9 protein-coding genes and 6 tRNA genes are annotated in these 12549 nt (G+C 58.1%); 14 read left to right on the top strand and 1 reads right to left on the bottom strand.

What is annotated here, in order from left to right; all coding sequences use genetic code 11:
- Nucleotides 1-15: 15 nt before the first annotated feature.
- The 14 genes from clpP (at nucleotide 16) to BA022_RS08025 (ending at nucleotide 11460) form a co-directional block, all read left to right on the top strand.
- Nucleotides 16-624 carry an ATP-dependent Clp endopeptidase proteolytic subunit ClpP gene (gene clpP, locus BA022_RS08090; RefSeq protein WP_015912823.1) on the top strand — a complete coding sequence of 203 codons (609 nt, stop codon included), beginning with the start codon at nucleotides 16-18 and terminating at the stop codon, nucleotides 622-624.
- Between the two features lie 97 nt (nucleotides 625-721).
- Nucleotides 722-1987, top strand: coding sequence for an ATP-dependent Clp protease ATP-binding subunit ClpX (gene clpX / locus BA022_RS08085; protein WP_088887118.1), 1266 nt, complete (start codon nucleotides 722-724; stop codon nucleotides 1985-1987).
- A 138-nt stretch (nucleotides 1988-2125) separates the two neighbouring features.
- A complete protein-coding gene (lon, locus tag BA022_RS08080; RefSeq protein ID WP_088887117.1) occupies nucleotides 2126-4546 on the top strand; it encodes an endopeptidase La in 2421 nt (806 codons plus the stop codon).
- A gap of 97 nt (nucleotides 4547-4643) precedes the next feature.
- Nucleotides 4644-4719 (top strand) — tRNA-Gly (locus BA022_RS08075).
- Nucleotides 4720-4772: 53 nt separating this feature from the next.
- Nucleotides 4773-4846, top strand: a tRNA-Cys gene (locus BA022_RS08070).
- Between the two features lie 115 nt (nucleotides 4847-4961).
- Nucleotides 4962-5037 (top strand) — tRNA-Gly (locus BA022_RS08065).
- 133 nt (nucleotides 5038-5170) lie between these two features.
- Nucleotides 5171-5262 (top strand) — tRNA-Leu (locus tag BA022_RS08060).
- Between the two features lie 12 nt (nucleotides 5263-5274).
- Entirely contained in the window at nucleotides 5275-5895 is a 621-nt protein-coding gene (locus tag BA022_RS08055; protein ID WP_015912836.1) for a DUF6806 family protein, read from the top strand.
- A 100-nt stretch (nucleotides 5896-5995) separates the two neighbouring features.
- A complete protein-coding gene (gene uvrC / locus BA022_RS08050; RefSeq protein ID WP_088887116.1) occupies nucleotides 5996-7969 on the top strand; it encodes an excinuclease ABC subunit UvrC in 1974 nt (657 codons plus the stop codon).
- Nucleotides 7970-8017: 48 nt separating this feature from the next.
- Complete coding sequence (gene pgsA / locus BA022_RS08045; protein ID WP_015912838.1) at nucleotides 8018-8584, top strand: CDP-diacylglycerol--glycerol-3-phosphate 3-phosphatidyltransferase; 567 nt, start codon at nucleotides 8018-8020, stop codon at nucleotides 8582-8584.
- A 406-nt stretch (nucleotides 8585-8990) separates the two neighbouring features.
- Entirely contained in the window at nucleotides 8991-9263 is a 273-nt protein-coding gene (locus BA022_RS08040; RefSeq protein WP_011805814.1) for an HU family DNA-binding protein, read from the top strand.
- Between the two features lie 14 nt (nucleotides 9264-9277).
- A tRNA-Val gene (locus BA022_RS08035) sits at nucleotides 9278-9353 on the top strand.
- Nucleotides 9354-9412: 59 nt separating this feature from the next.
- Nucleotides 9413-11335, top strand: coding sequence for a SurA N-terminal domain-containing protein (locus BA022_RS08030; protein ID WP_015912839.1), 1923 nt, complete (start codon nucleotides 9413-9415; stop codon nucleotides 11333-11335).
- Nucleotides 11336-11384: 49 nt separating this feature from the next.
- A tRNA-His gene (locus BA022_RS08025) sits at nucleotides 11385-11460 on the top strand.
- A gap of 562 nt (nucleotides 11461-12022) precedes the next feature.
- On the opposite strand, the gene BA022_RS08020 is transcribed toward BA022_RS08025, so the two are convergent.
- A complete protein-coding gene (locus BA022_RS08020; protein WP_088887115.1) occupies nucleotides 12023-12325 on the bottom strand; it encodes a hypothetical protein in 303 nt (100 codons plus the stop codon).
- Between the last annotated feature and the right edge of the window lie 224 nt (nucleotides 12326-12549).

The following is a 12549-nucleotide window of genomic DNA, read 5'->3' as shown; positions in this document are numbered from 1 at the left end:
TGACTGGAGAAACGTATGAGCGCATTGGAAACGCAAGCCCTGGGCATGATCCCCATGGTCATTGAGCAGTCCGGCCGCGGCGAGCGGTCCTACGACATTTATTCGCGCCTGTTGAAGGAGCGCGTGATCTTCCTGGTGGGTGAGGTCAATGACCAGACTGCCAACCTGGTGGTTGCGCAGCTGCTGTTCCTTGAGAGCGAGAACCCGGACAAGGATATTTCGTTCTACATCAACTCCCCGGGGGGCAGCGTGACGGCGGGCATGGCCATCTATGACACCATGCAATTCATCAAGCCGGATGTGTCCACGCTGTGCTGCGGCTTTGCGGCGAGCATGGGGGCTTTCCTGCTGGCTGCAGGTGCCAAGGGCAAGCGCTATTCGCTGCCCAACTCCAAAATCATGATCCACCAGGTGCTGGGCGGCGCCCGCGGACAGGCGACGGATATCGAGATCCACGCCCGCGACATTCTGCGTACCAAGGATCAGATGAACCGCATCCTGGCGGAGCGCACGGGACAGCCCATCGAGAAGGTGAAGGCGGATACCGAGCGGGACTATTTCATGACCGCGGACGAAGCCAAGGATTACGGCATCGTTGACCAGGTCATCGCCAAGCGCCCCTGAGTTTGGGCCGGCGCGCGCGGCGTTTCCCCCTGTGGGAAACGCCGTTTTTATTTCGTTATCATCTTGACAACATCCCCAGTCATAAGGCATTGCCCCCATGGCCGAGAAAAAAGGCTCCTCCAGCGAAAAAACCCTTTACTGCTCTTTCTGCGGTAAAAGCCAGCACGAAGTAAAGAAGCTGATCGCCGGTCCGTCGGTCTTTATCTGCGACGAGTGCATTGACCTGTGCAACGAGATCATCCGTGATGAGCTGCCCACCGGCGATGCCGGACGCGAAGGCCGCGGAGATCTGCCTACGCCTGCGGAAATCAAGACAAACCTCGATCATTACGTGATTGGCCAGGAAAAGGCCAAACGTACGCTGGCCGTCGCCGTGTATAACCACTACAAGCGCCTGCGCCACAAGGACAAGGCCGGTAAGGACGAGGTGGAACTGTCCAAGAGCAACATCCTGTTGATCGGCCCTACGGGGTCGGGCAAGACGTTGCTTGCGCAGACCTTGGCGCGGCAGCTCGATGTGCCTTTCGTGATGGCTGACGCCACCACGCTGACGGAAGCCGGCTATGTTGGAGAGGACGTGGAGAACATCGTCCAGAAACTCCTGCAAAGCTGCAACTACGATGTGGAACGTGCCCAGCGGGGCATTGTCTACATCGACGAAATCGACAAAATTTCGCGCAAATCCGACAACCCCAGTATTACGCGGGATGTCTCAGGTGAAGGTGTGCAGCAAGCGCTGCTCAAGCTCATCGAGGGGACCATGGCGAGCGTGCCTCCACAAGGTGGACGCAAGCATCCCAATCAGGATTTTCTGCAGATCGATACCACCAACATTCTGTTCATTTGTGGTGGTGCGTTTGCTGGGCTGGAAAAGGTCATTGAGAACCGTACTGAAGCTTCCGGTATTGGCTTTGGCGCGGCAGTGCGTAGCAAAAAGCAGCGTTCTTTGACCGAGGTGTTTCAGGATATCGAGCCTGAGGACCTCATCAAATTCGGCCTGATTCCAGAGTTGGTGGGTCGCATGCCCGTGGTCACAGCCCTGGCCGAACTGAGCGAGGACGCGCTGGTGCAAATCCTCACCGAGCCCAAAAACGCCTTGGTCAAGCAGTACAGCAAGTTGCTGGGGATGGAAGGCGTTGAGCTGGAAATTCGTCCCGCTGCGTTGAAGTCCATCGCGCGAAAAGCCATCGCACGCAAGACGGGTGCCCGCGGCTTGCGCTCCATTCTTGAGCAAGCGTTGATTGGCACCATGTTTGATTTGCCCAACGTCTCCAACGTGGAAAAGGTGGTGGTGGACGAGGCCACCATCGAAGAGAACAAGGCCCCCTTGCTGGTTTATCGCGAGGCCGCCAAGACCGCCTGAAGCCGTGAGCCGCCGGGAGCAGAGCACGTGAATGATGCACCCGGCGAGCCATGTTGCTAACACCTGGGCGCAGATGCTGCCGGGTTGAAAAATGTGGTCCATGGACCATATTCCATGGAACTACTAGAGGATTGCCCCATGTCCGGACACACACCCCTGCCCGATACGCCCCTGGATCTACCACTGTTGCCTTTGCGGGATGTGGTGGTTTTTCCTCACATGGTGATTCCCCTGTTTGTGGGGCGTCCCAAGAGCATCAAGGCGCTGGAAGCCGCTATGGATGCGGATCGGCGAATCATGCTGGTTGCGCAAAAAGCAGCCGCCAAGGATGAACCGCAGGTTTCGGATATGTTCGAAGTCGGTTGCATATCCACCATCCTGCAGATGCTGAAGCTTCCCGATGGCACGGTGAAGGTGCTGGTGGAGGGGCAGCAGCGCGCCCACGTTCGCATGGTGCATGAATCGGACGTTCACTTCACGGCGACGGTTGAGCCCATGCAGGCATCCGCTGAGGACGCCGCTTCGAGTGAAATTGAAGCGCTACGCCGGGCGGTAATGCAGCAGTTTGATCAGTACGTCAAACTGAACAAGAAGATTCCCCCTGAGATTCTGACTTCCATTTCGGCCATCGACGATCCGGGGCGGCTGGCTGACACCATTGCCGCGCACTTGCCGCTCAAGCTGGAGAACAAGCAGGTTGTTCTCGACTTGGCAGGCGTCAAGCAGCGTCTGGAGAATCTGTTCGAGCAGTTGGACCGCGAAGTGGATATCCTCAATGTGGATAAGCGCATTCGCGGTCGCGTGAAGCGCCAGATGGAGAAAAACCAGCGGGACTTCTATCTCAACGAACAGGTCAAGGCGATCCAGAAGGAACTGGGCGAAGGCGAAGAAGGCGCGGATCTTGAGGAGATCGAGAAAAAGATCAAGGCCGCGCGCATGCCGGTCGAAGCGCGCAAGAAGGCGGAAGGCGAGCTGAAAAAGCTCAAGCTCATGTCTCCTATGTCTGCCGAAGCCACTGTGGTTCGCAACTACATTGATGTGCTCACGGGACTGCCCTGGAGCAAGAAGTCCAAGGTCAAGCACGATCTTGCCCATGCAGAGGTTGTGTTAAACGAGGACCACTATGGCCTGGAAAAGGTGAAAGACCGAATCCTGGAATATCTCGCCGTGCAGCAGCGGGTGGACAAGGTGAAGGCGCCCATCCTGTGCTTGGTCGGCCCACCGGGTGTGGGCAAGACTTCGCTCGGGCAGTCCATTGCAAAGGCAACGGGGCGCAAGTACGTGCGTATGGCGCTGGGGGGGATGCGTGACGAAGCAGAGATCCGGGGTCACCGTCGTACCTACATTGGGGCGATGCCAGGCAAGGTGTTGCAGAGTCTGGGCAAGGTGGGGGCGCGCAATCCGTTGTTCCTGCTCGATGAAATTGACAAACTAGGCATGGACTTTCGAGGTGACCCCTCGAGCGCGTTATTGGAAGTCCTCGATCCTGAGCAGAACCATAAGTTCGGCGACCACTATGTGGAGGTCGACTTCGACCTTTCCGATGTCATGTTTGTCGCGACTTCGAATTCGATGAACATACCGCCGGCGCTACTTGATCGCATGGAGGTGATACGTCTTTCCGGATATACCGAGGACGAAAAAACCAACATTGCCATCAAGTATTTGCTCCCCAAGCAGATGCAAAACAATGGCGTGAAAGACGCCGAGTTGCAGGTCATGGAATCCGCCGTACGGGACATCGTGCGCTACTACACGCGTGAAGCGGGCGTCCGCTCCCTAGAGCGCGAACTCTCCAAAATCTGCCGAAAAGTGGTCAAGGCAATCCAGCTCAAGAAGCTGACGGCTCCCGTGGAGGTGTCGGCGGACAACTTGCCTGAATACTTGGGAGTGCGCAAGTACACCTACGGTCGCGCGGAACAGCAGAACCAAGTGGGACAAGTGGTTGGCCTGGCATGGACCGAAGTCGGCGGGGATCTGCTCACGATCGAGGTCGCGACCATGCCCGGCAAAGGCAACATCCTTCGCACAGGATCGCTGGGCGATGTCATGAAGGAGTCGGTCGAAGCGGCCCGCACAGTAGTACGTAGCCGTGCGCGCTTACTTGGTATTCGCGATGAGGCGTTCGAGAAGCGAGATCTTCATATCCACGTGCCCGATGGTGCGACCCCTAAAGACGGTCCTAGCGCCGGCATTGCGATGACGACGGCGATCGTTTCTGCGCTGACCGGAATACCGGTCCGCGCAGATGTTGCGATGACGGGGGAGATCACATTGCGCGGAGAGGTCACAGCAATTGGTGGGCTCAAGGAGAAACTTTTGGCGGCATTGCGGGGAGGGATCAAGACGGTGTTGATTCCTGAAGAAAACGTAAAAGACCTCCAGGAAATTCCAGACAACGTCAAGAGTGGTCTGGAGATCATTGCCGTGAAGTGGATCGACAAGGTGCTGGAGATAGCACTCGAGCGCAAGCCTGTTGCATTGGCAGAGGACGACGGTGCCCAAACCGTTGCTGTGCCTGCATCCGCCGATGTGTCACGGGGCTCCGTGAAACATTGATGGAAAAAACTTTGCACTATTCTTGGAGCACGCGAAAAGTACTCTATAATTTCACTTATCGACGCTAAACATGCTACAGTGTGAGGCTTAGGTAAATGCGGGAATAGCTCAGTTGGTAGAGCGCAACCTTGCCAAGGTTGAGGTCGTCGGTTCGAGACCGATTTCCCGCTCCATATCCAGGAAAAGAGGAGGCAATGCTTCCGCTTTTCATCAAGGCGCAAGACTTGGCGCGGTAGCAAAGCGGTTATGCACCGGATTGCAAATCCGTTTAGCCCGGTTCGACTCCGGGCCGCGCCTCCAGATGGTGGTATGTAGAGGAGGCGCAAGCTTCTTCAAAGGGTCAATTGGAAGCCTAATGGTGGAAAATTGATGCTACAATCAAAATCTTTCCGGTGCCAGTTGGTGGCGGAAAAATGCGGGAATAGCTCAGTTGGTAGAGCGCAACCTTGCCAAGGTTGAGGTCGTCGGTTCGAGACCGATTTCCCGCTCCAAAATTTGAAAGGGAAGCTACGGCTTCCCTTTTTTATTGGTCGAAGTGCTGGTGCAAGAAGTCGGTTCGTCTGTGGTGTTGCGCAACAATGCCGGCCCCGCTACTCTGTCTTCATGGCTTGCATACCGACCGGCGCCCCGATGGTGAAATTGGTAGACACTGCGGACTTAAAATCCGCCGCTTCCTGAGAAGGGGCGTGCCGGTTCGACCCCGGCTCGGGGCACCATCTGGATTCGCTATGTCACATTACAACGCTCCCTTTGAAATCCACGTCCATGGTCAAGTGCAATTGCGTGCTGATGTGGACTTCAGTCAGCTTCAGGAAGCACTCAAGCCATTGTGGAAGTACGCTGGTGCGCGTTCTCTCGCGGATGGAGCTTCGAGCGCCTATGAGGAGGAGCCGGGCATACAGTTCGATGCCAAGGAGCACATCCTGCAGATGTGCTGGACGGTGCGTGGCGACGAAGACTTCCGCCAGTCTCTGGATGAAATGTGCATGAGTCTCAATGAATTGGCTGAGCAGGGCGCAGCCATCGAGGTGACGTTCTACGATGCCGAGTTCGATGAGGATGAGGCACCCGAGGACGAAGAGGCGCGTGATGATTTCGTGATGCTGTTTGTGGGGCCCACTCCCGCCGCCATCATGCAAGTACAACGTGACCTTCTTGTGCAAGATGTGGTCAATCTGATGGAGCGGCACTTCGACGGCTCCGAGCTAGGTGGCGTTGTCTCAGAGATTGACAAGCTCTTCTCTCAACGTTTTGATGCGCTGGTGAGTTCGCTTGAAATTGGTAAACCGCCACGAGGTCCGGGTGGCAGCGGGCATGGCGGCGGACGCCGGCCGCGTCACCTTCACTAACGTGCTCGACAAATCTCTGTGTCGAGCACCATGGCGTGAGTTGCAGTGCTCCCCCCGCACGGTATAGAAGAGGCTTTCGACGCGTGCCCACAATAGCGTCATGACCACAACCTATTCGGATGAGCTTCTGGCACAGGTGGCGGCGCTGCCACCTTTGCCCGGGGTGTACCGCTACTTCGATGCACAGAATGTCTTGCTATATGTCGGCAAGGCGCGCAACCTGAAAAAGCGGGTCAGCAGCTACTTCAGCAAGCAGCACGGAGGCACGCGCATTGGCCATATGGTGGGCAGAATTGCGCGGCTGGAAACGACGGTGGTGCGCTCCGAGGCCGAAGCGCTCCTGCTGGAAAATAATCTCATCAAGTCCCTGGGCCCGAAGTACAACATTCTTTTTCGGGACGACAAGAGCTACCCTTATCTCAAGATCACCGGTGTCTCGGCAAAGGACGGTACGGGGGATGCTCCGGGACAGTGCTACCCGCGCATGGCGTATTACCGGGGGGCAGTGGATAAACGTCACCGATACTTCGGTCCTTACCCTGGCGCATGGGCCGTCAAAGAAAGCATTCAGCTACTGCAGAAGGTTTTTCGGTTGCGTACTTGTGAAGACACGGTGTTTGCGAATCGCACGCGTCCCTGCTTGCTGTACCAGATCAAACGCTGCTCCGCTCCGTGTGTGGGTTTGATTTCCCCAACGGCCTATGCAGCAGATGTCCGCAGTGCGGAGGCGCTGCTGCTGGGTGAAACCCAGGAACTGCTTCAAAAGCTGGAAGAGCGCATGCTCGCGTACGCCGAGAAGCTGGAGTTTGAACAGGCGGCTGAGGTCCGCAACCAGATCACGGCACTCGCACGTGTGTTGCATCAACAAGCGGTGGAGACGGCATCGGACAAGGACGTGGACATACTCGCCGTTAAAGTGGCTGGCGGCCGTGCCTGCGTCAACCTGGCGATGGTGCGCGGTGGCCGGCACCTTGGCGACAGGCCTTACTTTCCGGTTCACGTAGAGGAAGCGACAGGTGTCTTCCAACTGGAAACGCGCGAGGATGCCCCGGATAACCTAATGGTAGAGGAGGCTGGCGGACTCGAGCAGTCGGTGCCGGCGCAGATCCTTGCTGCGTTCATTGCGCAGCACTACCTTGGGGTACCCTTGCCACCGACACTGATTACGAGCGAGCCAGTCGACCCCGCATTGCTTTGGGTGCTGGCACAGCAGACGGGGGTGCGAGCGACAGTCGTCCACCAGCCGCGTGAACAACGGCGAATCTGGCTGGAAATGGCGGAGCAGAACGCACAGATCCAGTTGGCACGGTTGCTGGCGGAGGAGGGTTCCCAGCGGGCGCGCACGCGTGCCCTGGCGGAAGCGCTGGATCTGGAGGCAGAGAGCTTGGATGAACTCACCATCGAGTGTTTCGACATTTCGCACACTGCAGGGGAGGCGACCCAGGCTTCTTGCGTGATTTTTCATCACCACAAAATGCAAAGTGGCGAGTACCGCCGTTTCAAAATCGAGGGCATTACCCCGGCCGATGACTATGCAGCTATGCGTCAGGTACTCATGCGTCGCTACAGCAAGGTTGCCGAAGCACAGCGTGAGGCAGGGGGAGCGGAGGTGACAAATGCCCCGCGCTTGCCGGACCTGGTGCTGGTGGACGGTGGCAAGGGGCAAGTAAGCATGGCGCGCGATGTGTTCCAGGAACTGGGCCTGGATATCTCACGCATCGTTGGTGTCGAAAAGGGGGAGGGCCGCAAGGTGGGGCTGGAAGAACTGGTCTTTGCGGATGGACGCGACAAAGTCTATCTGGGGCGAGACTCGGCTGCGCTGATGCTCGTGGCGCAGATCCGTGACGAGGCCCACCGCTTCGCCATCACCGGAATGCGCGCCGCTCGTGCAAAAGTACGCGTAGGCGGCAGCCGATTGGAAGATATACCCGGTGTGGGGCCTAAAAAACGGGCAAGGCTGCTTCAGCGCTTTGGCGGCGTGCGCGGCGTGGCAGATGCCAGCGTGGACGACCTCGCCACGGTCGAGGGCATATCTCACGACTTGGCGGAAGAGATCTATCGCGCGCTGCGCTGACCCGGTTGACGGCCCGGGGCATTGCCGCGCGTGCCACAATTGGCACCCATGTTTTTCACTATTCCCACCATCATGACTTGGACGCGCATTGTCGCGATACCCTTGATCGTGGGAGTGTTCTATGCGCCGCTGGACCCGGCGATGCGCAACCTCATCGCCACGGTGATGTTCATCGTTTTTGCGGCCACCGATTGGCTCGATGGGTTTCTTGCACGCAAGCTCAACCAGACCTCCGCGTTCGGGGCGTTTCTGGATCCCGTGGCTGACAAGTTCTTGGTATGTGCGTCGCTATTGGTACTCGTGCATATGCAACGTGCCGATGTGTTCGTGGCACTCATCATCATCGGCCGCGAAATCGCTATCAGTGCCTTGCGGGAATGGATGGCGCAGATCGGGGCGAGCAAGAGTGTGGCCGTGCACATGATCGGCAAGCTCAAGACCACGGTGCAGATGATTGCCATTCCTTTCCTGTTGTATGACGGGCAGTTGTTTGGCGTCATTGACACGGGTGTATGGGGTACCTGGCTGATCTGGGTCGCCGCAGTGCTGACGGTGTGGTCCATGGTTTATTACCTGCAAAAAGCACTGCCAGAAATTCGAGCGAGAGTCCGTTAAGTTTCTTGCTACTGCTGGGAGAGTCTTGTGCCAAAAGGGTTCATTGCTATATATGGTATAGCAAGGCAATCCGCGCCCACATGGAGAAGGCTGGTGGCGGCAACTCGGCACCGCAGGGCGAAAGTGCTTGTCAATACGGAATGCGCCTAGCGCGCAAGGTCGAAACAAAAGCGGTGCTCGAATCCGGGACGGGGATCAAATACGACTAGAATTCGCTCCCATGCTGTCGCCCACGCGGTACGTCTTATTGACACCCTACAGTGCGATGGCTTTAATCTGACACAGCAATTTCTGACGCTGCTTCAGTTCCCTCCGCCTCTGCCTTTCGGACCGCTTCCGTTGCAGGGGGCGCGGAGGCCAGATTTGCATAAAGACATTCATCCACTCTTTTCCCGAGAGGCTTCTTGTGAATAAAACCGAATTGATTGAGCACATCGCCAACAACGCTGATATCTCCAAGGCTGCAGCTGCGCGCGCACTGGAGTCCACGATCGAAGCGGTTAAGAAGACTCTCAAGAAGGGCGGCACGGTGTCGCTCGTCGGTTTCGGCACATTCGCCGTCGGCAAGCGCGCTGCGCGCACTGGTCGTAATCCCCGCACGGGCGCTACGATTAAAATCAAGGCTGCTAAAGTTCCAAAGTTCCGTCCAGGCAAAGCACTGAAAGATGCTTTGAACTGATTGTGAAATATGGGGGGTGCTTAGCTCAGTTGGTAGAGCGGCGCCCTTACAAGGCGTAGGTCAGCGGTTCGACCCCGTTAGCACCCACCACCCCATTCAAAGGCGAACGCAAGTTCGCCTTTTCTTTTGCAGCTGTTGAAAGATTGACCATGTTCGAATCCATCCGCAAGCACTCCAAGATCGTCATGTTCTTGTTGTTCTTGCTGATCATCCCGTCGTTCATCCTCGTGGGTATCGACAGCAACTATTTCAGCGGAGGAAGCCCGGTGGTAGCGCGGGTCGATGGCAAGGACATCACCCAAGCCGACTGGGACAACGCTCACCGTATGGAGAGTGATCGAATCCGCGCTCAGTCGCCAGGTATCGACGCCAAGCTGCTGGATTCACCGCAGGCACGCTATGCCACGTTGGAGCGGCTGGTGCGTGACCGCGTGCTGCAAGTCGCGGCGCAGGACATGCACATGCTGACCAGCGATGCGCGGTTGGCACGCGAGCTGCAGAGCATTCCGCAGATAGCGGCGTTGAAACGAGCTGACGGCACGCTGGATGCCGAAGCCTATCGCGCCCTGGCTGGTGCGCAGGGACTCACCCCTGAGGGGCTTGAAGCACGCATCCGGCAGGACTTGTCGGTCAACCAGGTCATGGGCGGTGTAATGGGTTCGGCATTCAGCGGCCCGGCGGAAGCACGTTTGGCACTGGATGCACTGTTCCAGCGCCGTGAAATCCAAATCGCTCGTTTCAATGCTTCGGCGTTTGTGTCCAAGGTCGTGGTGACGGATGCCGACCTGGAGGCCTATTACACCGCCCATCCTGCGAAATTCCAGCAGGCTGAACAAGCGTCAGTGGAGTATGTGGTGCTTGACCTTGATGCCGTGAAAGCGGGAATCACGCTCAGCGAAGATGACCTGCGCACCTATTACAAGGAAAACCTGAATCGCCTCGCGGGCAAGGAGGAGCGCCGCGCAAGTCACATACTGATCAACGCCAGCAAGGACGCCCCTGCGGATGCGCGCACCCAGGCCAAGGCCAAGGCGGAGGAACTGCTCGCGCAGGTACGCAAAGCGCCGGGCAGCTTCGCGGAGATTGCCAAAAAGGAGTCGCAGGACCCGGGCTCAGCACCGTCCGGCGGTGACCTCGGTTTTTTTGGCCGGGGAGCCATGGTCAAACCCTTTGAAGACGCCGTTTTTTCCATGAAGAAGGGGGAGATTAGCGACGTAGTGGAAACCGACTTCGGCTTCCACATCATCCTGCTTTCCGATATCAAGACTCCGCGCCAGCCCAGTTTCGAGGAGCTGCGCCCCTCGCTCGAGGCAGAACTCAAGCAGCAGCAGGCTCAACGCAAGTTCGCAGAAGTGGCCGAGGCGTTTGCCAATGGTGTGTATGAACAGGCGGACAGCCTGCAGCCCGTTGCCGACAAGCTCAAGCTCAAGATTCAGACGGCCGACGGGGTTACCCGTACTCCGGCTGCCGGCGGCGCGGGGCCGCTTGCCAACGCACGCTTCCTGGAGGCGCTGTTCCAGTCGGACTCGCTGCAGAACAAGCGCAATACCGAGGCCATCGAGATCGGTACAAGTGTGCTGGCAGCCGGCCGCGTTACGGCATACCAGCCCGCCATGACGCTGCCGCTGGACAAGGCGCGCGACCAGGTGCGCGCGATCTATATCGCCGAGAAGTCCGCTGAACTTGCGCGGCAGGAAGGCCAAGCCAAACTGACCGCTTGGAAGGCCGCGCCGGATGCAGCCTCCGGGTTGACTGCTGCGTTGACGGTGTCGCGGGACCGGCTGCAGGATCAGCCTCGTTCCGTGGTGGATGCCGCCTTGCGTGCCAATGTGGACCAACTCCCGGCCTGGACAGGTGTGGACCTTGGTGCGCAGGGCTATGCCGTGGTGAAAATCAACCGCGTCGTTCCCCGGGACGGTGTGGACGACGCTCGTGCGCGTATGGAGCGAGAGCAATACTTGCAATCGTGGGCGTCGGCCGAGGCGCTAGCGTATTACGATTTGCTCAAGCAGCGTTTCAAGGTCCAGATCAAGGCCCCCCGACCGGTGGCCCAGGCAGAGCTACAAAACTAAGCCGGTTACCTCAGAGGGTAGATTTATCAGGCTATAATTCAAGGCTACGGTGGCTGTAGCTCAGTTGGTAGAGTCCAGGATTGTGATTCCTGTCGTCGTGGGTTCGAGTCCCATCAGCCACCCCAAATAACAAAGGCCCCCGCAGCGCAAGCTGCGGGGGCCTTTTGCATTCAACAAGGTTGGTGTGACCGGTGGCCTGACTGAAGAGGCACTCCCGAACAGCAGACTCATCGTGCTGGAAGCCGTTCGCCTGCATACGGTTTTGTCCGACGGGAGTGCCAAGTGCAAAGGCACTACAACCAGCACAAAGGATGCCCCATGCCAGCAACCCCCGCCCCTCAACCGGTCCCGCCCGTCCCGCCGAATCCCGGTGAGGTGTCGCCGCGACCCATTCCTATTGATCCGCCCGACAATACGCCGCCCATCGAACTGCCCGGTGACCCTATGCAAGAACCAAGCTAGTGGAGCCTGCAGGTGGTTTAACCCGGTAAGTTGGCTGGTATTTCCTCGTTGGGCTGCCGCGGTGGCGAGGTCGGTGGTGGGGCCGGTGGCAGATCACCGGGCGGGCGCGGTAAGTCGTCTGGCACAGTGTGCAGCGGGTGTTCTGTCGGGTCGTGGGGCGTCATGGCGTGAATCCTGGGAAGGGGCGGGGGTACCAAAGGTTGCTCTGCACAGTCGCACCGCACACTATCCTCCCGCCCCTTGAGGCAGATAAGCTGGCATGCGTTGGTGGGGCTCCCGAGGCTTCTTGAGCGGTGTCACACGTGGAATGGGCCCCGCAGGGTCGAGGATCAACCGCGAAGGTATACCCGCAGTTGCGGGAGCCAGCTCGGCTTCCAGCCGTGCAATGCGCTGCCGGTACATCCGTGCCAGTGCAGCATGGTGTTCGGCAGCGTTTTCGTGTTCGAATGCCGCCATTCGCGCTTCATTCAGGCTGGTCTCGAGACGGCGGGCATACATGGCAGCGGGATCAAAGAGGCGCTTGAGCATGGTCTTCTCCTGTGAAGGGGTAGCAAGACCATAGAGCGCGCAACGCGCTGTAGAGTGTCGGACGGCGTCCCGCATTTCCGCCCGACAGTGGCACTTCGGCCGCAGAGAGACGTCTTCTCCAGGATGCCCAGGCACACTCGAAGCCCGGAGGAGTTCACATAACGCCTCGAAAGCCGCACAGGTGCTACGTTTCGTACTTTCGATTTTGAAAAGTACCATCATTT

Source organism: Diaphorobacter nitroreducens (assembly GCF_002214645.1).
In the GTDB taxonomy this organism is placed as follows: domain Bacteria; phylum Pseudomonadota; class Gammaproteobacteria; order Burkholderiales; family Burkholderiaceae_C; genus Diaphorobacter; species Diaphorobacter nitroreducens.
Note: the sequence above shows the minus strand (reverse complement) of the source record. Positions and strands in the feature narration are given on the sequence as shown.